General features: G+C 69.0%; 17 protein-coding genes, 2 tRNA genes and 1 pseudogene. 11 read left to right on the forward strand and 9 right to left on the reverse strand.

All coding sequences use genetic code 11. The features are described 5' to 3' along the window. Positions 1-35 precede the first annotated feature (35 nt). Entirely contained in the window at positions 36-1,046 is a 1,011-nt protein-coding gene (locus OG943_RS24475) for a S1C family serine protease (RefSeq protein ID WP_328603240.1), read from the forward strand. A gap of 131 nt (positions 1,047-1,177) precedes the next feature. On the opposite strand, the gene OG943_RS24480 is transcribed toward OG943_RS24475, so the two are convergent. Beyond that, the gene (locus tag OG943_RS24480; protein WP_328603241.1) at positions 1,178-1,555 is read right to left on the reverse strand and encodes a DUF3224 domain-containing protein; all 378 of its coding nucleotides are present in this window, start codon (positions 1,553-1,555) and stop codon (positions 1,178-1,180) included. Positions 1,556-1,630: 75 nt separating this feature from the next. Continuing rightward, on the reverse strand, positions 1,631-3,178 hold the full coding sequence (locus OG943_RS24485; protein ID WP_328603242.1) for a helicase HerA-like domain-containing protein: 1,548 nt from the start codon (positions 3,176-3,178) through the stop codon (positions 1,631-1,633). 118 nt (positions 3,179-3,296) lie between these two features. Here OG943_RS24485 and orn point away from each other — a divergent pair, with 118 nt between their 5' ends. The 3 genes from orn (at position 3,297) to OG943_RS24500 (ending at position 4,709) form a co-directional block, all read left to right on the forward strand. Further along, on the forward strand, positions 3,297-3,905 hold the full coding sequence (gene orn, locus OG943_RS24490; protein ID WP_328603243.1) for an oligoribonuclease: 609 nt from the start codon (positions 3,297-3,299) through the stop codon (positions 3,903-3,905). Positions 3,906-3,979: 74 nt separating this feature from the next. Next, positions 3,980-4,055: transfer RNA gene (locus OG943_RS24495), tRNA-His, on the forward strand. 581 nt (positions 4,056-4,636) lie between these two features. Next, positions 4,637-4,709: transfer RNA gene (locus tag OG943_RS24500), tRNA-Lys, on the forward strand. 27 nt (positions 4,710-4,736) lie between these two features. Here OG943_RS24500 and OG943_RS24505 read toward each other — a convergent pair. Beyond that, positions 4,737-5,258 carry a tyrosine-type recombinase/integrase gene (locus OG943_RS24505; protein ID WP_328603244.1) on the reverse strand — a complete coding sequence of 174 codons (522 nt, stop codon included), beginning with the start codon at positions 5,256-5,258 and terminating at the stop codon, positions 4,737-4,739. 116 nt (positions 5,259-5,374) lie between these two features. On the opposite strand from OG943_RS24505, the pseudogene OG943_RS48425 reads away from it, so the two are divergent. Beyond that, positions 5,375-5,599: pseudogene (locus OG943_RS48425) on the forward strand (hypothetical protein); the annotation flags it as partial. Positions 5,600-5,679: 80 nt separating this feature from the next. Continuing rightward, a complete protein-coding gene (locus OG943_RS24510) occupies positions 5,680-5,979 on the forward strand; it encodes an alpha-isopropylmalate synthase regulatory domain-containing protein (RefSeq protein WP_328603245.1) in 300 nt (99 codons plus the stop codon). Positions 5,980-6,008: 29 nt separating this feature from the next. Here the strand turns inward: OG943_RS24510 and OG943_RS24515 are convergent, their stop codons facing one another. Further along, entirely contained in the window at positions 6,009-8,204 is a 2,196-nt protein-coding gene (locus tag OG943_RS24515; protein WP_328603246.1) for an MMPL family transporter, read from the reverse strand. A 221-nt stretch (positions 8,205-8,425) separates the two neighbouring features. Here OG943_RS24515 and OG943_RS24520 point away from each other — a divergent pair, with 221 nt between their 5' ends. Together OG943_RS24520 and OG943_RS24525 are read left to right on the forward strand one after the other, a co-directional pair. After that, positions 8,426-9,634: a sensor histidine kinase gene (locus OG943_RS24520; RefSeq protein WP_328603247.1), complete on the forward strand. Its 1,209-nt coding sequence runs from the start codon at positions 8,426-8,428 to the stop codon at positions 9,632-9,634. Next, complete coding sequence (locus OG943_RS24525; protein ID WP_328603248.1) at positions 9,631-10,323, forward strand: response regulator transcription factor; 693 nt, start codon at positions 9,631-9,633, stop codon at positions 10,321-10,323. Before OG943_RS24520 ends, OG943_RS24525 begins: the two co-directional genes overlap by 4 nt. 46 nt (positions 10,324-10,369) lie before the next feature. On the opposite strand, the gene OG943_RS24530 is transcribed toward OG943_RS24525, so the two are convergent. After that, the gene (locus tag OG943_RS24530; RefSeq protein ID WP_328603249.1) at positions 10,370-11,017 is read right to left on the reverse strand and encodes a response regulator transcription factor; all 648 of its coding nucleotides are present in this window, start codon (positions 11,015-11,017) and stop codon (positions 10,370-10,372) included. Positions 11,018-11,028: 11 nt separating this feature from the next. Continuing rightward, the gene (locus OG943_RS24535) at positions 11,029-12,360 is read right to left on the reverse strand and encodes a sensor histidine kinase (protein ID WP_328603250.1); all 1,332 of its coding nucleotides are present in this window, start codon (positions 12,358-12,360) and stop codon (positions 11,029-11,031) included. Between the two features lie 169 nt (positions 12,361-12,529). On the opposite strand from OG943_RS24535, the gene OG943_RS24540 reads away from it, so the two are divergent. After that, positions 12,530-13,096 carry a hypothetical protein gene (locus OG943_RS24540; protein ID WP_328603251.1) on the forward strand — a complete coding sequence of 189 codons (567 nt, stop codon included), beginning with the start codon at positions 12,530-12,532 and terminating at the stop codon, positions 13,094-13,096. A 391-nt stretch (positions 13,097-13,487) separates the two neighbouring features. Here OG943_RS24540 and OG943_RS24545 read toward each other — a convergent pair whose 3' ends face one another. Both OG943_RS24545 and OG943_RS24550 read right to left on the reverse strand, forming a co-directional pair. After that, entirely contained in the window at positions 13,488-16,910 is a 3,423-nt protein-coding gene (locus tag OG943_RS24545) for a hypothetical protein (RefSeq protein ID WP_328603252.1), read from the reverse strand. A 1,065-nt stretch (positions 16,911-17,975) separates the two neighbouring features. Then, positions 17,976-18,440, reverse strand: coding sequence for a MarR family winged helix-turn-helix transcriptional regulator (locus tag OG943_RS24550; protein ID WP_328603253.1), 465 nt, complete (start codon positions 18,438-18,440; stop codon positions 17,976-17,978). Positions 18,441-18,501: 61 nt separating this feature from the next. Here OG943_RS24550 and OG943_RS24555 point away from each other — a divergent pair, with 61 nt between their 5' ends. Together OG943_RS24555 and OG943_RS24560 are read left to right on the forward strand one after the other, a co-directional pair. Beyond that, the gene (locus OG943_RS24555) at positions 18,502-18,873 is read left to right on the forward strand and encodes a VOC family protein (RefSeq protein ID WP_328603254.1); all 372 of its coding nucleotides are present in this window, start codon (positions 18,502-18,504) and stop codon (positions 18,871-18,873) included. 18 nt (positions 18,874-18,891) lie between these two features. Next, complete coding sequence (locus OG943_RS24560; RefSeq protein WP_328603255.1) at positions 18,892-19,758, forward strand: DNA-3-methyladenine glycosylase family protein; 867 nt, start codon at positions 18,892-18,894, stop codon at positions 19,756-19,758. Positions 19,759-20,036: 278 nt separating this feature from the next. Here the strand turns inward: OG943_RS24560 and OG943_RS24565 are convergent, their stop codons facing one another. Next, positions 20,037-21,077 carry an NAD(P)-dependent alcohol dehydrogenase gene (locus OG943_RS24565; protein ID WP_328603256.1) on the reverse strand — a complete coding sequence of 347 codons (1,041 nt, stop codon included), beginning with the start codon at positions 21,075-21,077 and terminating at the stop codon, positions 20,037-20,039. Positions 21,078-21,083: the final 6 nt, after the last annotated feature.

Consider the following 21,083-nt stretch of genomic DNA (forward strand, 5'->3'; position numbering starts at 1 on the left):
AGGATTCTCACAAGCACGAGCGCGAACCTTGGTGCATGACCGAGAACGAGAGTCGGCCCGGCCCCGCCTCAACCGGTGGGCACCAGCCGCACCAGAGCGTCCACCCCCAGTACGGCCCGTACCCCCAGTACGGCTACCAGCAGCCGGCCTCGCCGAATCCGCTCTTCACGCCGCAAGCGCAGCAGGTCATCCCGCAGCCGCGCCGGACGAGCCGCAAGCTCGCGGCCGTGGTCAGCGGGACGGCGCTGGCCGCCGCTCTGATCGGCGGCGGCGCGGGTGCCGCGATCGTCGGGCTCACCGGGACGTCCACCGCCTCGCCGGCCACGTCGTCGGCGGTCACCGGCCAGACGGTCAGCAACACGACCGCGAACGGTGACGTCAGCGCGGTCGCGGCGAAGGTCGTGCCGAGCGTCGTGCAGGTCAACGTGACCACCGCGCAGGGCGAGGCGATCGGCTCCGGCGTGATCCTCAGCTCCGACGGCCGGATCCTCACCAACGCCCACGTCGTCGACGGCGCCCAGAACGTCACGATCACCACCTCGGACGGCAAGAAGTACCAGGCCAGCGTGGTCGGCGCCGACACCAAGGGCGACATCGCCGTGGTGCAGGCCAAGAACGCCAGCGGGCTGACCGCCGCCACCCTCGGCGATTCCGGCAAGCTCGTGGTCGGCCAGTCGGTCGTCGCGATCGGCTCGCCGGGCGGGCTGCAGAACACCGTGACCACCGGCATCGTCAGCGCGCTGAACCGGCCGCTGTCGGACGTCGGCGAGCAGCAGCAACAGCAGCAGTCGCCGTTCGGCCGGCAGACCTCGAACGAGTCCTCGAACAGCGGCCCGAGCTACACCGCGATCCAGACCGACGCCTCGATCAACCAGGGCAACTCCGGCGGCGCGCTGGTGAACGCCCAGGGCGAGGTGATCGGCATCAACTCCGCGCTCTACAGCCCTTCCGCGTCGGCGAGCGGCGCCGCGGGCAGTGTCGGGATCGGCTTCGCCATCCCGATCAACGACGCCAAGACGATCGTGAACCAGATCGTCAACGGCTGACCAGGTCGCGGACGGACCGCGGTCGGGGCGGCCCGTCCTCTTCCTCGCTCACTGTCGGGGTAGGCGAGGAAACCCGGTGAAGGCCGCTCTCCCAGGGAATCGGGGCCCGGGGAGAGCGGCCTTCACGCTGTTCACAGGTCGTAGGACAGGGTGAACGTGTGGTGGCCCGCCCCGTCCTGCGTGATCGCGGCGGTGCCGGAAAGCCCGGCCAGCTCACCCGATCCCGAGCCGGCGAGGACGACCAGCGACAGCCCTTCGTCACCTGCGGCGTGGCGGAGCACAAACGTCCCCTTGCGGCCGTCCACCGAAACCGAAAGCCGCTCGAAGGCGACGTACGCGCGTGAAGTCGCGTTCGTCGCCGTCAGCATCTCGACGGTGCTGGTCCCCTCGATCGCGCCGGTGAACGTCTTGGTGATCGCCACCCGCGCGAACTCGGTGCCACCCGCCTCGTCCTGGGCCTGCGGATCCCACTTGTCCAGGTCGAACGTGGCAACGGCGGTAATGGTCATGACGCTGGTCCTGTCTGCCGGGGGCCTGACTCGCCTCAGCCTGCCGGGCTTACCTGCCATCTGCTGTCAGGTTTTTCAGCGCCTCCGGTTGCCGAAGAGCCCCCGCGTGACCTCGCGGCCCAGCGCGTTCGCGGCGGAGCGCATGAACGACTTCACCGCCGGGTTGCTCATCGCCTGGGAGATGATGCCGGGCTCTTCCTTCTCCGGCTTGGGCGCTTGCGCGGGAGCGTCCGGCTGGGCGGGCGCCTCAGCGGGTGTGTTGGCGGGCGCGGCGACCTTCGCGGCCAGCTTCTCGTACGCCGACTCGCGGTCGATCGTCTCGTTGTACTTGGCGTGCAGGTCGGAAGCAGCCACCGTGGCGGCGACGGCGTCCGCGCCGATCGAGCCCATCTTCGACCGCGGCGCGCGCAGCCGCGTCCAGGCGACAGGCGTCGGCGCGCCCCGTTCGGACAGCACGGTGACGATCGCCTCGCCGATGCCCAGCGAGGTCAGCGCCGACTCGAGGTCGTAGTGCGGCGTCTTCGGGTACGTCTTGACCGTGCGGGTGAGCGCTTTCTGATCGTCGGGCGTGAACGCGCGCAACGCGTGCTGCACCCGCGCGCCCAGCTGCGACAGCACGGCGTTCGGGATGTCCGTGGGCAGCTGGGTGCAGAAGAACACGCCGACGCCCTTGGACCGGATGAGCTTCACCGTCTGCTCGATGCGCTCCAGGAACGCCTTCGACGCGTCCGCGAAGAGCAGGTGCGCCTCGTCGAAGAAGAAGACGAGCTTGGGCTGGTCGAGGTCGCCCTCCTCGGGCAGTTCCTCGAACAGCTCGGCCAGCAGCCACATCAGGAAGGTCGAGAACAGCGCGGGCTTCGCCTGCAGGTTGTCCAGCTCCAGCAGCGTGACGACGCCCTTGCCGTCGGACTGCCGCATCAGGTCGTGCACGTCCAGCTCGGGCTCGCCGAAGAAGTCCTCGCCGCCCTGGGCCTCCAGATTGGACAGTGCGCGCAGGATCACCCCGGCCGTCGCGGCCGAGACGCCGCCGATGCCCTTGAGGTCGGCCTTGCCCTCGTCGCTGGTCAGGTGCGTGATCACCGCGCGCAGGTCCTTGGTGTCGAGCAGCGCGAGGCCACGCTGGTCGGCCCAGTGGAAGATCAGGCCGAGCGTCGACTCCTGCGTCTCGTTCAGCCCCAGCACCTTCGACAGCAGCACCGGGCCGAAGCTGGTGATCGTCGCGCGGATCGGCGAACCCTTGCCGCCCGTGCCGAGCGAGAGGAACTGCACGGGGCTCGCGGCCGGCGCCCAGTCGTCACCCAGCTCCTGCCCGCGTTTGGCCAGCTTGTCACTCGGCTCGCCCGCCGCGGCCAGCCCCGACAGATCACCCTTGACGTCGGCCAGCACCACCGGCACGCCCGCCGCCGACAGCTGCTCCGAGATCAGCTGCAGCGTCTTCGTCTTGCCCGTGCCGGTCGCGCCCGCGACCAGCCCGTGCCGGTTCAGCGTCGCCAGCGGCAGCCGTACCGCCGCGGACGCGTCCGCCGTCCCGTCGATCACCACGGCGCCCAGCTCCACCGCGCCACCCTCGCTGACATAACCCCCGGCGATCTCCGCCGCGGGCCCCGACCCCTGCTCGGCCACTGGCCGCACCCCGTTTCCGAGTCCGAAATCACACCGTTTCACCTGGCTGCCCGAGCGTAACGCGCCGAATGCGCAGGTAACTCCGCTGACATCCCCGTGTCGGGTTAGGGTTGTCCAGGTGACCGACCACCTAGTCTGGATCGACTGCGAGATGACGGGGCTCGACCTCGGCAAGGACGCGTTGATCGAAATAGCCGCGCTGGTGACCGACGCCGACCTCAACGTCCTCGGCGACGGCGTCGACATCGTCATCCACGCCGACGACGCCAAGCTCGACGGCATGCCCCAGGTCGTCCACGACATGCACGCCAAGTCCGGGCTCACCGAAGAGGTCCGCGCGTCCGCCGTCACCCTCGCCGAGGCCGAGCAGCGCGTGCTCGACTACATCCGCGAGTTCGTCCCGGACCCCGGCACGGCCCCGCTGGCGGGCAACTCCATCGCCACCGACCGCGGCTTCATCTCCCGCGACATGCCGGCGCTCGACAGCCACCTGCACTACCGCATGGTCGACGTGTCCTCGATCAAGGAACTCGTCCGACGCTGGTACCCGCGGATCTACTACGCCAAGCCGGAGAAGGGCCTCGCCCACCGCGCACTCGCCGACATCAAGGAGTCCATCGGCGAACTCGACTACTACCGCAGCGCCGCCTTCGTCCCGCAACCCGGCCCGACCAGCGAACAGGCCAAGGCCGCCGCCGCCGAAGTGCAGGAACGCCACCGGGGGTAACCCCCTGAAAAGCGCTCGCGCGGGCACGCTAGGATTGCTCGCAGCAAGGTGACCGCAGGGTTCCCTCGCAGATGGTGGGCGTAGCTCAGCTGGTAGAGCACCTGGTTGTGGTCCAGGAGGTCGCGGGTTCGAAACCCGTCGCTCACCCCATCACCCCAGCTTGGTCGGACTCTGGTGAGTCCTCCCCGGGCTGGGGTTTTGCCTTTTCTTGTGGGGGTCGAACCCCCGCACCCCCGCCGGGGGCTTGCCCCCGGACCCCCTTAGTGGTGGGTGCGTTGTGTTGCTGAGTTGCGAGATGAGTGCTGTGTACGGGGCGTCACTGTGGGCAGCCGTTGTTTTCATCGGGTACGCCTATATCGCTGACGCGATGATCATGATGGCAATTGGGGCCGCTCCGCGCCTCGGCGCTGGGTCCGCCGCCATGCGCTGCGGCGCGCTGTCGGTCGCGTTCGACGTCTCGGGATCGCTCTTCAGTGGGGCCAGGCCTGCCGTCAGTGGCGGTGGAGGCCGGAAGGGTGATCGCGATCACGAGCTGGGGTGGGAGGCCGCCCGCCCAGGCACTCTGGGCCGGCTTCGCATGCCCGTTTACTGCCCGAACGACCGGGTACAGTGGGCCCGACCAGCCCCTCAGCGGACGCCCTCCGTTAACGGGACCCCCTTGAAACACGTCCTGAACACCCTGCTAATCTTTTCCACGTCGCCGAGGGAGACCAAAGCGGCGAGCAAGACAAGCGCCATTAGCTCAATTGGCAGAGCAGCTGGCTCTTAACCAGCGGGTTCGGGGTTCGAGTCCCTGATGGCGCACCCTCATTCCCCAGGTTGAAGATTTCTTCAACCTGGGGTTTTGTGATTTCTGGAAGGTTTTCTTCCGCTTGATGACTGTCCTTTATGGTCTGTTGTGAGCCCGAGACTGCAGGCCGACTGCCGGGGGATGATCGCCGCCGTGGCTTCGGCCGCGGCGAACGCCACCTGGGGCAGCACGCTGGTGTGGATGTCCGCGGTCACGGTGATCGAGGAGTGCCGGAGCATGTGCTGCACCACCTTCATTTCTACCCCCGCGGCGAGGGCCAGTGTGGCCGCACCGTGACGGAGGTCGTGCAACCGGATCGGCGGCAGCCCGGCAAGCTCACAGATCAGGTGGAAGACCTCGGTGACTTCCGCCGGATGCCACGGAGCGCCGTCCGGGTGCGTGAACAGCAGATCGAAATCCTGCCAGGCGCTGCCCAGCCGCGCCCGGTCCGCGGCCTGGATCGCGATCTGCTGCCGAAGGATGACCATCGAGTCCGCATCCAGCGCGACGACACCTTCGGACGTCGTCGTCTTCGGCTTCGTCTGACCGGTCTCCCAACCCACCGCACAATCTGCAGCACACCGGCCGCGAGATCCGTCTCCGACCGCTTCTGCCCGCACGCCTCACCACGCCGCAAGCCAACATGAGCGATGACGTGGAACAGCGGATACAACGGGTGATGCACCGCAGCGTCCAGGAACCGCCCGGTCTGCTCCGGCGTCCACACCATCACCGGCCCCGGTACCTCACCGGTCACGCCCGCGCCGCGGAAACCGGCGTGCCCACCCCCGCCCACGAACTGGACTGGCGCGTGCCGTACCTGCCGATCGACCCAGCTGACCTCGGTCGCGACTACGCCGCCGTGATCCGGGTGAACTCGCAGTCCGGCAAGGGCGGAATCGCCTATCTGATGGAAAGCGAGTACGGCATGAACTGTGGCGGCTCTTCGAAGCCGCCTACCTCCAGCCGAATCCGGCAATCACGTTGTCCCGCTTCGAAGACTCGGCCGACGAACACACCGGCATCACCCTGCGCGTCGACGGGATCGAGCACACCAGCACCCATACCGGAACCGGGCCGGTCGAAGCGCTCACCGCGGCGCTCGGCGAGCACGGACGCAAGGTCGACATCGTCGCCCTGCACCAAACGAGCATCGGCTCCGGCAACGACAGCGAAGCGTTGACTCTGCTGGAATACCGCACCGATAGCGGTACACAATGGACAGCTGGCCGGGATCGTTCCGTGCCCGCGGCCAGTCTGAAGGCGGTGGTGAACGCCGCCTAGCTCGGGAAACCAGCGCATCCCGCCGTGTCTCAGCAGTTCGTGAACTGACTGGGTTCCGGTGCGGATGCGGTCGCGTGGCGGTGCCCGGCCGGTCGCGGGCGGAGCGGCCACCAGAATGCCTTGCCGAAGAGCGCGGCGAGAGCTGGGACCAGCACCAGCGAAAGAACGAGCGCGGAGAGCGTGATGCCGAGGGCCATCGCGAAGGCGACCTGTTCGTTGCCGGGGCTGGTGGCGAGCGTGGCGAAGGAACCGGCGAGCACCATGCCCGCTGTCGCGATGGCCGGCGCGGTGTGCCGGACCGCGCGAGCCACCGCGGCCCGCGCCGGGCCCGGTCGCCGCGTCTCCTCCCGGATCCGGTCGGTGATGAGGATGTTGTAGTCGGTGCCCAGTGCCACGACGAACAGGAACAGCACCAGCGGAAGCGTGAAGTTGACGCCGGGATCGCCGGCAACGTGCTGGAACAGCAGCGTGGCGGCGCCGAGGGTGGCGGCGAAGCCGAGCCCGACCGACAGCATCAGGATCACCGGCGCGAGCAGGCTGCGCAGGAGCAGCAGCAGAATCAGCGCGATGAGCGCGGCCGCGACCGGGAACACGATCTTCAGGTCATGGTCGACGGCGGTGGCGATGTCGGCGAAGATCGCCGCCGTCCCGCCCACGTGCGCCGTCGTCCCGCCGGGCGTGTTCTGGGCGACGGCCACCCGGACCGGTCCCGCAGCGAGGTCGCGGGCCTGCTGGCTCTGCGAACCGGCAGTCAGGTAGAGGTCGATCCGGGCCGCGCGGTGATCCTCGGTCAGGACCGTCGGCGCGACCTGCCCCACCCCGCTGACCAGGGAGAGCCCTTGGGCGAGACCGTCGAGCCGTTCGACGGTCAAGGTCGAGCCGTCCTCGACGGTGACGAAGACGCTCGTCGGATCAGACACTCCGGCCGGCAGCGCGCGGGAGATCTCGGCCGCGGTGGCCGCTGCTGGAGTCGAGTCGCCCGAACCCCGGCCGTAGTCCATCCGGATTCCGGTCAATCCCAAGGCCAGCGCGCCGAGTAGCGCGACGGAGGCGGCCGCCATCATCAGCGGACGTCGCGTGACCAGTGCGGCCAGCCGGGCGGCGCGGCCTTCCGCTGGCCTGCGGCCCAACGCGGCGGAGGGCCAGAACATCTTGCGCCCGGCGACCGCGAGCAGCGCGGGCATCAGGGTGAGGCTGCCGAGCAGCATCACCAGTACCGCGACGGCGATCGCCGGCCCCAGCGAGCGGAACTGCCCGAAGGTCGCCGCGCCCAGCGTCGCGAACGCGGCCACGATGGTCAGCGCCGCCGAAGCGATCGCGGTGCCCACCCGGGCGGCGACCTGCGCGGCTGCCTCGCGGGCGGGCTGCTCGGGCCGGTCGCGCAGGTGCTCGCGGAACCGGAACAGCAGGAACAGCAGATAGTCGATGCCGATGCCGAGCAGGACGACGGAGATCAGGTCCGGGGTGCCCGCGTCGAGCTTGTGCCCGGCGAGCAGCGCGGCGCCGGCCACGGCTCCCGCCGCGGCACCGCCGATCAGGGCGACCGCCAGCAGCGGCAGCAAGGCCGCCAGCACGCTGCGGAACACCAGCACGTTGAGCAGGATGATGAAGACCATGACCAGTGCGCTGCCCACCTTCGCGGCGAACGCGTGGGCATCGGTCGTGTCGACGCGCTCGGCGAGACTCCCGGTGAAACCGGTCCGCATCCCCGCCTCGGCGAACTCGGCCCGGGCGGCGTCCCGGAAGGTCCGGTAGACCCCCTGGACCCCCTTGTCCGAGGGATTTCCCGTCAGCTGCACGGAAAGCAGCTCGAAACTCCGGTCGGGCGCCGTCATGGCCGGGACGATCCGGGGTGTCTGGGAACGGTCCGGGACGAGGAACCGCGGCAGGTCGTCCTCGTTGGGCATGAGCACTTGGCGCCGAGCCAGTTTCGCCGCCTCGGCCTCGACCCGCGCCTGGTCCGCGGTCCCGAGCGCCTTGCCGTCGGCGCGGGCGACCAGCACTGTCACCGTGGTGGCGTCCGGGTTCGCCCCGAACTTCTCCTCGGCGATCCGCTGCGCGGCGGCCGAGTCGTAGCCGCTGGGAAGGAAGTCCGCCGACTGGTGCTGGGTGACTCGGGCGAGCACGGTCGGGGTCAGTGCGATCAGGGCGGCGCCGAGCAGCACCCATGCGGCGATCACCCGCCACGGTCGTCGGGTGGAGTATCCGGTCAGGGCGCGGATCACGAGGTCCTCCGGCAGAAGTGCTTGTCCGCCGGGGATTCCCGGCCGGTTTTCAGTCCAGCACTCCGCGGGGTCGGCAGGCGTCGTCGCGGCGGATGATCCGGAACGGGGTCCGCAGTCCCTTCCCGGCCCCGGGACTAGGACCCTGGTCCTGGTCCCGGACCGCCGCGGGCGCCGTGCGACGCTGTCCCGAGGCCGGGAGGCCCGACGCGGGGAGAACAGACATGTCCAGGAGCCGGCAAGAGGTGCGGGTGCCGTCGCGTCCGCGCGGCGCCGAGCCGCCGTGGACCCGCAACGACGCGCTCGTGGCCGGCGGCGCCTGCGTGATGAACCTGCTCAGCTACGTGTTCTTCAGCGCCCCCGACGGCCGATACGACGTGCGTGCCACCGGATTCCTCCTCGTCGCACTGGCAGCGGTACCGCTGCTCGCCCGGCGCACTCACCCGGTAACGGTGCTCGCCGCGGTGCTGGCCCTCGACGTGACGGCCACTTTGGTCGTTCCGCTGCCGAGTCATTTCGGCGCGGTACTGATAGTCGCTCTGTATTCGGTCGCCCGGGCACGCACCGGATGGGTGACCGCGGCCGCGGCTGTCGCGACGGTGTCGCTGACGCTGCTGAGTCAGAGCGACGGCCGGATTCCGCCGTGGCGAGACGTCGTCACCCCGCTCCTCACCGCACTGCTCGTCGTCGGCACCGCGCTGGTGATCAACCGCTGGCAACGAGAGGTGGCGGCCAACCGCCAGCTCCTCGCCGACCGCGCGGTGGCCGACGAACGCCGCCGCATCGCCAGGGAACTGCACGACATCGTGGCGCACCACATCACCACGATGCAGCTGATGGCGGGCGGGGCCCGGGCCAACCTCGCCGAGCCAGAGGTCGTCCGGGAGGCGCTGACTGCTCTGGAGTCCTCCGGGCGGCTCGCGCTGAGCGAAATGCGCCAGCTCCTCGACGTGCTGCGGGCCGACGACGAACCGCAGGACTCGCCCTCGCTGCCCCAGCCCGGCGTCGACGGGCTCGACCGTCTCGTGGCCGAGTCCTGTCTCGCCGGACTGCCCGCTGAGTTCAGCGTCCACGGATCGCCGCGTCCGTTGCCGCCGACGGTCGGCCTCACGGTGTTCCGGATTGTCCAGGAAGCCCTCACCAACGCCCGCAAGCACGCGGGGCAGGCCCGCGCGTCCGTGGAGCTGACCTACCGCCGGGACAGTGTCACCGTCGAGGTGCGAGACGACGGCGGCGAAATCTCGACGCAGGCCACCGCGTCGGGTTCAGGCGGCTTCGGCTTGATCGGCATGCGCGAGCGCGTCGCCCTGCACCACGGGACCCTCGCCGTCGGCCCGCGAGCCGACGGAGGATTCGCCGTGGTGGCCGACCTGCCGCTGACCACGGACCAGGCCGCCGACGCGGCCGTCCAGCACGAAGGGACGACGCGATGACCGGGCCGGTGATCAGGGTGCTGATCGCGGACGACCAGCCACTCGTCCGCCGCGGCTTGTCGCTGATCCTCTCCCCCGATCCCTCCTTCGAGGTGGTGGGCGAGGCCGAAGACGGCGCGCGGGCAGTCGCCCTCGCCCGGCAGTCGCGCCCGGACGTCGTGGTGATGGATGTCCGGATGCCTGTCCTCGACGGGATCGGCGCCACGAGGGAACTCACCGCCGCCGTGCCCGGCTGCCGGGTACTGGCGCTGAGCACCTTCGACCTCGACGAATACGTCGTCGGCGCCCTGCGCGCCGGGGCCTGCGGATTCCTGCCCAAGGACAGCTCCCCGGAAGAGCTGGCCGCGGCGATCCGCACTGTCCACGCCGGCGACGCGGCGGTCGCGCCGCGCCTGCTCACCCGCCTGATCGCCGCCTACGTACGACCGCACTCCGCCGCTCCGCAAACCCCCGCCGGCGTCGACGGCCTCACTCCCCGCGAGGTCGAGGTGTGGCGGCTGATGGCCACCGGCCTCGGCAACGCCGAGATTTCCCGCGCGCTGGAAATCAGCCTCTCCACGGTGAAGAACCACATCACCGGCCTCTTCGACAAGCTCGCCGTTCGCGACCGCGCGCAAGCGGTCATCGCGGCTTACGAATCGGGGCTCGTCACCGCCCGCACGGCGACCACGGACCCGCCCAGCGCCTGACGGGATCCGCCGCTCGTGCGGTCCTCGGCGATCGCCGTGCCGGGAATCAGCCGCCCCCGCGGAGAAACGCCAGCACCGCCAGCACCCGGCGATTCCCGTCGTCGGCCGGCGGGAGGTCGAGTTTCGCCAGGATGCTCCCGACGTGCTTGCCCACCGCCGCGTCCGACACCACCAGCCGCCGGGCGATCGAGGCGTTGGAGTGTCCCTCGGCGATCAGAGACAGGACTTCACGCTCTCGCGCCGACAACCGGGCCAGTGGATCGGCCCGCCGACGCAGCAACTGGCGTACTACCTGCGGATCCACCGCCGTCCCGCCGTCGACGACTTGGCGCAGCGTCGCGACGAATTCCTCGACGTCGACCACCCGGTCCTTGAGCAGATAGCCGACCCCGCGCCCCTCGGCGGAGTCGAGCAGCTCGGCCGCGTGGTGGTGTTCGACGTACTGGCTCAGCACCACGACAGCCAGCTCCGGCCACGTGCGCCTCAGTTCGACCGCCGCGCGCAGTCCCTCGTCCGAATGTCCGGGCGGCATCCGAATGTCGGTGAGCACGAGGTCCGGATCGTGCTCCCGCACGGCGGCGTGCAGGCCCTCGGCATCGCCGACCGCGGCGACGACCTCGAAGCCGAACCGCTCCAGCAAACCGCACAATCCCTCGCGCAGCAGCACCTCGTCTTCGGCGAGGACGACCCGCATCGGCTCTCCCCTCAGCACGGCAGCTCCGCTCGCACGACGGTCGGCCCGCCGACCGGACTGCGCACCCACATCCGTCCGCCCAGCACGGCGACCCGGTCGCTCAACCCGGTGATCCCCGTGCCGCGCGTCGGGTCAGCACCGCCGGCCCCGTTGTCCCATACCTCAATCGTAAGGAGCTGACCGACAATTCTGACGGTCACCGAGGCGCAGCTGGCCGCGGAATGCTTGGCGACATTGGTCAACGACTCGGCCACCACGAAGTACGCGGTAGATTCCACCGACTCCGGCAACCGCGCGGGCACCGCCACATCGACGGTGACCGGCACCGCGCAGCCGTCGGCGAGTTCCTCCAACGCGGCGGGCAGGCCGAGCTCGGCGAGCGCCCGCGGGTGGATTCCGTTGATCAGCTCGCGCAGTTCGACCATCAGTTTCTTGGCCTGATCATGCGCGTCCGACACCGCCTTCGCCGCCGCCGAATCCGGCGGCAGATCGACCTTCGCGAGCCCCAGTTGCAGGCTCAGCCCGACCAGCCGTTGCTGCGCCCCGTCGTGCAGATCGCGTTCGATTCGCTTGCGTTCCGCGTCGAACGCCGACAGCAGCCGCGTGCGGGATTGCGACACCTCGGTCAGCTCGCCGCGGAGCTTCTCGGCCGCGCCGTCGGTGAGCAGTGAACGGGCCAGCATCGCGTGCAGGCCGGCGGATCCGGACAGCAGGTAGCCAGACAGCACGAGCAGCACCACCCCGGCCAGCGCGAACGGTACGGCCCCTTCCGGAGTGGAAACCTCACCGAAGCCAAGGGAAATCGTGTCGTTCGCGCTGACGAGCAGCGGACTGGCCACCAAAACCACCGAGACCAACGCGACCATGCCGGCCACCGAATACAGCAGGGGAATCGCGGTGCACAACAGAACCGCGTATCCGAGTTCGCGCCACGACGCCGGTTCGGTGTACCGCGCGCGCATCCGGGGCCACCAGCCCGGTTCGCGGACCGGTCCAAAGGGGACAGTCACCGGATTGAGGTCGACCATGCGCAGCCGCTGCCGTTCGACCCCGGCCACCACCGCCGCCCATGCCGGGCCCGCGCTCAGGAACAGCAGCATCCCGAACACCGAGAACACCGCGACGAGCGCCAGATCGGAGGTCTGCCCTTGCGCGACCCGGTTGACCAGCACCGCGAGCGGCAGCAGGCAGAACCCGAACGGAAGCCCGAACAGCAGTGTCATCGGGCCAGTGCTCAGCCCGTACAGCAACGCTCGCCAGGGCCAGGAGGAAATCAGGAATGTCCGTCGCGACAAGGCATCGAGCACGGTGCGCGGTTTCGCGATCGGAGAAACGGTAGCCACGAGGTCCAGATTAGCCAGTGCACCGTCCGGCCTCGATCGGTTTGCCCGTAGTCTCGAAGGTAGGGCTAGGCATACCCCCGGCGGCGGCTTGCCCGCCGGGGCGAGCACGCGGTGCGGGAGCGCACGCGGCGTTGACTTCAAGTCAGGTCGAAGTTCTACCTTCGGCTTCGTGACCGAAACGACTGACGCCGGAGTGCGGCGCCCGCCGATGTCCTTGCTGGCGACGCTGCTCGACGTCAGCACCATGACCATCATGGCCAGCGCCACTATCACGCCAGCACTGCCAGGCGTGCAACAGCACTTCGCCGCCGAACCGCATGCGGAACTTCTCGTCCGGCTGGTTCTCACACTGCCCGGGCCGGCGATCATGGTGTCCGCACCATTGCCCAGCCGATCACCGATCATCGCGTGCAGCCGTGTCATTCCGGCCATTCCCTCAGGTAACCGCGCCTTGGCCAACCGTCGCCCGGTGGCGTCCATCAGTGTCTCCCACGAACAGCAACTCTGTTTTTCCGTCCTCACCGTCGATCAACGCTACGCAGCCTGCGGGAGAACCATCAGCGCCCTGATGAAACAGTGCTCACGCCCCACGATCCTGGGCGGGCACGACATCCCAGCAGCGATCTATTCTCCCGACCACCAGCAGAAGGCACGATCTCGTGTCAGGCCTCAAAGCCCGGGGGGAGGGAAGTGCTCACCTATCGGATCGGCCGTCGGGCGGACTCGCTTCCGGTAGCCGCGGGCAGTAGCGGCCAGAACCACGTTCCGGGCGAGCATCGTCATCTGCCGCCCCGCGCGAGCCCCCGTCAGGCTCACCCAGGTGAGCGTGACTGATCACGCTAGTTGTCACCGGGTGGTCAGGAAAAGTGTCACGTCAGCGTTCGCGCTGGGAGGGCTTGCCGTGGTTCCGCGCGGGTCCGAGCGCCTATCCATGGGCGCCGTTGCCGATCGGCTCGGGTGGCGTGGCGATGCGGCGATCTGTGGTGCCGCGGCGACGACGTCCCGCAGTGGTGGTCGGTTCAGCTGTTCAAGGCCCTGTCTGACCCGGTCCGGATCCGGCTCGTGTCACTGATCCGCTACTCGCTCATGGGCGTTTCTGGCGGTAATCGCCCCAAGCGAGTCGTCTGCTATTTGTGTCCTGATCTAGGAGAATCAGTGCATAGCTCATCAACTGCTTCGTCGAAAGCGTCTGTCGCCATAGAGAGGACATCCGACGACGATTGATACCAGGGAGCGGATTTCAGCTTCCGGGCGACGTCGCGGAGTATCTGTTCTGTGTTGGCCCCGTCGCTGATCGCGTTCAGCGTTCGGGCTTGTGATCCGGAGCCGGTGATCGACCGGGCGAGGTGCTCGGCCCGGTCAGGGTCACCGGCCCGCCCTACAACCTGTGCAACTGACAGCATCGCCTGCCGTTGTTTGTCGGGGTCGGTGATCGACCGGGCGACGTACTCCGCCTGGTCGAACTCGCCGGCCCGCGCCATAGTCTCGGCAACCGACTCCAGCGTCCACCGTTGTCTGTCGGGATCGGTGATCGACCGGGCGATGTACTCCGCCCGGCGACGATCACCGGCCCGGGCGAACCCCATAGCCACCGAATGCAGGGCCGACTTTCGGTGGTAGGAATCGGGGATCGAGCAGGCGATGTGCTCGGCCCGATCCAGGTCACCAGCCAGCGTGACAGCCGTGGTCACCTCTGCCAGCGCCCACATTTGCCAGACTGGCTCGGCGACCGAGCGGGCGATGCGCTCAGCCCGGTCCAGGTCACCAGCCCACGCTGTCGCCTGCGCCACATCCGCCAGCGCCAACGCTCGTTGCTCGGCGTCGATGATCGAGCGGGCGATGCGCTCGGCCCGGTCCAGGTCACCAGCCCGGGCGACCCCCTTAACCACCGTCCGCTGCGCCCAGCCTTGCCGTTCGGGGCTGGTGATCGAGCGGGCGATGCGCTCGGCCCGGTCCAGGTCGCCGGCCAGCGCCACGGCGTCGGCCATCCACCGCAACGCCTCCGGCCGGTCGGGGTCGGAGATCGGGCGGGCAGTGTGCTCGGCTTCGTGCAGCAATGCCACCGCCCGCTCATGCTCACCGGCCAGCGACACAACCTCGGCCACCTCCGCCAGCTCCCACGCTCGCCGACGGGGAAGGGTGATCGAGCGGGCGATGCGCGCGGCCTGATCAAGGTCACCGACCCGCAGGAACACCTCAGCCACCGACCGCAGCCCGTACGCCAGCGAATACGGGTCGATGATTGGGCGGGCGGTGTGCTCGGCTTCGTGCAGGATCGCTACAGCCCGGTCACGGTCACCGGCCAGTGCCACAACCCCGGCCACCTTCGCCAGCGCCGAGGCCCGCCGGCCGGGGTCAGGTATCAAGTGGGCGGTGTGCTCGGCTTCGTGCAGGATCGCTACAGCCCGGTCACGGTCACCGGCCAGTGCCACAACCTCGGCCACCTTCGCCAGCGCCCACACTGGCTCGTCAGGGGCGGTGATCGAGCGGGCGATGCGCTCGGCCCGGTCCAGGTCACCCGCCTGCGCCACAACCGGCGCGACCGCCGCCAGCGCCGACGCTCGATAGTAGGAGCTGGTGATCGAGTGGGCAATGCGCTCAGCCCGGTCCAGGTCACCCGCCTGCGCCACAACCGGCGCCACGGCCGCCAGCGCCATCACTTGCTGGTCGGGTTCGGTGATCGAGCGGGCGATGGCTTCCGCCCGGTCCAGGTCACCGGCCTGCGCCACAATTTTGGCGACCGCCGATGCTCGGTACTCGGGGCTTGTGATCGAGCTGGCGGTGTGCTCGGCGTCGTGCAGGATCGCCGCAGCCCGGTCACGGCTACCGGCCTGCGCCACAACCTCAGCCACCCTCGCCAGCGCCGACGCCCGGTATTCGGGGTCGGTGATCGAGCGGGCGATGCGCTCGGCCCGGTCCAGGTCGCCGACCCGCGCTGCCACCTGCGCCGTCTCCGCTAGTGCATTTGCTTGCTCGGCAAAGTCGATAGTCGAGCCCGCGGTGTCCTCTGCTTCATGCAGCAATGCCACAGCCCGGTCACGATTACCGGCCTGCGCCACAACTTCAGCCACCCTCGCCAGGGCGAACACTTGATGGATAGGTGCGGTAATCGAACGGGCGATCTGCACAGCGCGATCGATCTCGTCCAGCCGCGCCCAGGTAGCCGGGATGACCACTGGGATGTCGGTGTTGCGGACTCGCAGCCGCTCTCGATGCCGGGCCAAACGCACGATCACGTTCAGGTCAATCGTCGGCGCGGCGGCACACAAGTCGATCGCCTTCACGATCTCCGCCAGTGCCGCACTGTCCCCACCGGACATCAGCAGCAGGCGTTCCTGGCGATCCCGGTCGATCACACACGCCACCAACCGCGACAGATCTCCGGCTTGCGCGAGCATGTCCGGATAGCCGCGCAACAAGTAGTCCGGTGTGGCCTTCGGCCAGTGCCCGTCGCAGTAGTCCTGTGCCCACTGGTGCAGGCGATCCCGATAGCCCGCCAGGCTGGCAGCGCCGAACTGATCACACGCGGCTTCGTGGAGGTCCTCGTGCGCGAGCACGTACACCGTGGTGTCGCTGCGGTAGTGGCTCGCGCGACGAGTGAAACTGCGGCCCGCCACCGTTTTGAGGTACTCGCGCACCTCCCATGGCTCACAGTTGGTCAAAGTCATCAAGTCGGTGTCGGACAAGGCGCCGCTCGCCGCCACGGCCAACCCGAGTAAATCCCGCCCCAGGGGGGCACCACGCAGCAGACTGATCAGATCGCGTTCCATCTGCTCCCGGAGATCATGCGCGTGCGGTGATGCCGACAGCACACGCTGGATGCCGGGGTCGCGCAGGGGATGGTCCGACGGCACATCCCCTGGCAGGGGCGGGTCCGTGCGGCTGGCGACGATCACCCGCATCCCCGCCGGAGGTGTGGCGGGCAGCAGGTTGGCGATGCTGTGCCAGTCGTCGCCGCTGTGCGCACCCCGGTCCTCATCCAACCCGTCCACAACCAGCACGAACTGCTCACCCCGCGCCAGACAGCCCTGCGCCGTGTCGGCCAACAACCCCAGCAAATGGGCCTCGCGGGTGGTGTCGGTCAAGAACGGCGGCAGAGACTGCTGCAACACCGCCAACAACTGTTCCAGCAAATTTTCAATGAACGCGGCCCGGTCATTCTGACTGGCCAGTCGGGCGGTGATGAAGAACGACACGATCCGCACCCTGGGCGGGGGGTGCAGCACGAACCAGGACAGCAACGCGGACTTGCCCGACCACGCCTTCGCTCGCCACCACAAATACCGACCGGCCGTGGCCGGGTCCGTGCAGAACTGCCCCAGCTCGGCCAACTCCTGTTCACGGCCCAGCAGGTCCAGGGGAGCGAGCTGGCCGACCTGCTCGTGGTAGCGCGTCCGGACCGGGGTACCGGCGACCAGATTGACGTCACCGTTGAGCACTCCGATCTGCACAACCTGCCCGAACACGTTCCCGGCGATCGTGTTATTGCCCCCGAATGCAGCCGCGGGGTACTGCGCAGCCTCGTCGTCGCCGGACCGTTCCGCAGCCACTACCTCGGCCCCTTCTCCTGCGCCCCGCCCACCGATGACACCCCGATCCATCGCCACCCCGACAGAGCACCGCACGGCACCGTCGGCGCTAGCGATGGTAGCTGGGCGTCGCGACGTATCGCAGTCAAGTCGCGACACAAGCCGATCGATAGCAGGATTGTCAAAGGCCAGTTCGGACTCCCCACTGGCGGCTGGAGAGCGGGAGATACCTGGCCGCACTTCGGTCACCGTAAGTGATACGACTCCTCGTGGTGGACCCCATCGACGCGACCGAGCACCGGAAGCGGCGCGGCAGCCTGGGGTCTTGGACGGCTTCGGACCGTCTGCTGTTCGCTGATCCGGCGCCGCAGCCGCGCAGGTGGCGATGCCGGGCAGACCCGCCCGGCGGTTCGCGTCCACCTTCGCCTGTCACCGACCGTACAAGTGGCCGCGGACAACCGAACCTTCGGTCCGGCGGCGGTGATAGATATCGTGGTCAGTCACACCCGGCTACCCCTTCCGCTCACCGGACCCTCGCGCACGGTGCCTGAACGGCCACCGACTCGACCTCACCGGTCAAACTCGTCGTACTACCACGTCCTGGGCTTGCACGCCACGCTGTGCAACCTCTGTACCGAACTCCGGCTCGACCGCCGCGGTCAGTGGCGTCAGGCTTGATCGATGTCGGCGAGAAATGACCGCACCTGTTCAGCGCCGCGACGACCTCGAGGATTCGGCGGGGATCGGGTGGCTCACTGCCTGCCGTCGCGAATGCCGGCACCGTGTGACTACGCCTCCGTCTCCGATGTCGATGTCGCGGCCATCGCTGGTGTGACGGTGTTCTTCTCGGTCGCCGGAAGCTGGAGGTCGATGCGACCAGAGAACCATTCGTAGGACCAACTCGGCCATGATCCGGTCGGTGCGGTGACGTCCTCGCCGGGCGGGGAGCTGGTGTGGGCGGAAGCGGCCGGGGTGCGGCAGCGATGGCGATGTCATCGCAACCCGGCCCGGGCCCGTGGCGGCCCGGCCCCGGTGTTCCGGTGCACGATCGAGTGCGGGCAAGTTCGCAACCAGGCGGGTCTGGTATCAGGATTCGGGAGCGTCGTGGTGTTCGGCCAGTGCGTCGGCGCAGGCGGCGAGATCACGGCGCAGGCGGTCCTGCGCCGCTGCGGAGAGCGGCGTGAGCATCCGCTTTTCGACCGACTTCACGAGGATGCTGGCTGCCCGAAGCTGTTCCCGGCCCGTCTGGGTGAGTTGGCTGGGCAAGGCTCTGCCGTGCGGTGTGCTCGCTGGACGGGCGACCAGTCCACGGTCCTGTAGTCCGCGCAGCACCAGGTTCATCGACTGGCGCGAGACAAACACGGCGCGCGCCAGCTCCGCGTTGGACAGTCCCGGTTGCCGTGCGAGCACTTCGAGACACGCGTACTGCGGCACGGTCAGACCTAGTGGACGCAGTTCGGCGTCCATGCGCGTGCGCAGCGCGGCGGCTGCCCGTTTCAGCACATAACCCACGACCTCGTCCAACGGACCGGCCGACTCGGCTTGACTCATGTCAACATCATGACATACATTGGTCTATGTCAGCACATTGACATCTATCACGGAGGACAGCATGAACGTGACCGGACCCGTTTTCCTCGCTCTGCAGGTCCGCGACCTCGACCGGGCCGCCGAGTTCTACGAGACCAAGCTCGGGCTGCGCAGGCTGCCCACCAGTCCGCCCGGCGCGGTGGTGTTCGGCACTCAGCCGATCCCGTTCGCCGTGCGGGAGCCACTGCCCGGGGTCGACCTGGACGCCGCGTCCCCGCGCCCGGGAGTCGGGGTCGTGCCGTGGCTGTGCTGCGACGACACGCAAGCACTGCACGACCAGCTCAAGGCCGCCGGGGTCACCATCGTCACCGAGCCGTTCGACGGGCCCTTCGGCCGCACGTTCGCCTTCGCCGACCTGGACGGCTACGCGATCACCGTCCACGACGAGGCCTGACGGCGGAGGGGGCGAACCATGACTGGCCACACGGTGAACGTCGACGTACTCGGACCGTGGTCGCTCGAGACGAGCAAGCGGTTCTGGGCGGGCTTCGCCCCCGCCACGCTGGCAGCCCAGCACGCTCCCGCCGAGCTGCGGACGGTGTTCCGCGTCGAGGGCGACTGGAGCCGCGCGGAGGTGCGGGTCGCCCAGCACGGCGACTCCGCGCGGATCACGGTGACCGGTGACGGCGACCTCGACCGGGCCGCCCGGCAGGTTTGCCGGTTTCTGTCCCTGGACGTCGACGCCCGCGGCTGGCCCGAGGTGGCGCGCCGCGACCGGATCATCGCCCACGCGCAGGAACGGCTGCCCGGCCTGCGGCCCTGTGGTTTCCATTCCGCCTACGAGGCCGCGGCATGGGCTGTGCTGTCCCAGCGGGTCCGGATCGTCCAAGCGGCCCGGCTACGCGAGAACCTCATCCGCGACCACGGCCAGGACGGCGCCTTTCCCACCCCCGGCCGGGTGCGCGGCCTCGATCTCGACCTGCCCGGCCGCAAGATCGAATACCTGCACGCCGTCGCCGAGGCAGCCTTGGACGGACACCTCGACAGCGACAAGCTCCGGGCGATGAATCCCGACGACGCGGTCCGCCGCGTGCAGGAGGTGAAGGGTCTTGGGCCATTCGCAGCCGAACTGGTCGTCATCCGGGGCGCCAACGCCCCGGACATGATCCCGCACCACGAACACCGGCTCGACAACGAGATCGTCCAGCAGTACGGCCCCGGCCACACGCTCGCCGAGGTGTCCGACGCATGGCGGCCGTTCCGCACCTGGGCCTCGGTCCACCTGCGCACCCTGCGCGAAGAACGGACCCACGAAATCGCCGGGCACACGCCGGCCTGAAACGCACCACAGCCCTGCCTTCGACCGTGGAGGCATCCCGTGCTCCTCGCTGAAGCACACGCATCCTCGAGGCACCGACCTGGTGTCCGAATGGCCGGCGATCATGCCCTGCCCGTCGAACGTGCCATTGCCGCAGGCCAGAACACATGAGCCGACTTCGGGCACCCCACGGACCTCCGCGACGGCAGGTCCGTCGTCGGTGAGGTCGTGGTAGCTCTTCCTTGAGCGCTCCGTTCTCGTCGTGCGGGGCACGGTGCGACGCGGGTGCGTCGACCCGGTCAGCCGTTGGGCAGGACGACCGCGCGGCCGGTGACCTTTCCGGCGGCCAGCCGCTCGTACGCGAGCGGGGCCTCGTCAAGGGTGTAGATCTCGGTCCGGACAGACAACGCGCCCGCCTGGGCGAGAGCGATCACCTCGACGAGATCACCGCGAGTCCCCCAGTACGGGGCGTACGCGCTCATACCGGGCGGCACCAGCATGAAGCCCATCTGCATCGCGCCGCCACCCAAACCGACGTTCAGCACCCGTGCCTCCGCGGCAGCGGACGCGACAGCGATGCGACCAGTCGCCTCCACCCCGACGAAGTCGAACACCGCCTCGGCGCCGAAGCCACCGGTGAGCGTACGGATCGCCTCAGGCACGGACGCGTCCGACACCAGCGCCTCGTGCGCACCGACCTCCCGAGCGAGAGCCAGCTTGTCCTCACCCACGTCAAGCGCGACAACCCGCGCCGGAGTGAGCGCACGCAGCAACTGAATCGCCACATGACCCAGGCCGCCGACACCGATCACCACCGCGGTCGAACCCGGCACCAACGCAGGCAACGCCCACCTGACGGCGTGGTACGGGGTCAGACCGGCATCGGTCAGCGACACGGCAGCCACCGGGTCAAGCCCCACGAAAGGAACCAGATGACGCACGTCATCGACGAGCAGGTACTGCGCGAGAGCACCCGGAGCACCCAGCCCTGGAGAACGGATACCCAGCCCACGGGCATGCGGGCAATAGTTCTCCCGGCCCGCCGCGCACGCAGCGCAGACACCACAACCCCACGCGCCATAAACGGCGACACTGTCGCCGACCACCACCCCCGCCGCACCCTCCCCGAGCGCCGCCACCGTCCCCACACCCTCGTGGCCGAGGGACAACGGCAGCGGGAACGGCAACCGCTCCGCCGTCATGTGCATCAGGGCGAGGTCGGAGTGACACAAGCCGGCCGCGGTGACCTTCACCAGCACCTGACCCGGACCCGGCTCGGGATCGGGGACCTCGACGACCTCAGGCGCCGCGCCGACACTCCGGTACTGAACTGCTTTCATGAGGAT

The organism is Amycolatopsis sp. NBC_00345 (assembly GCF_036116635.1).
Classification (GTDB): domain Bacteria; phylum Actinomycetota; class Actinomycetes; order Mycobacteriales; family Pseudonocardiaceae; genus Amycolatopsis.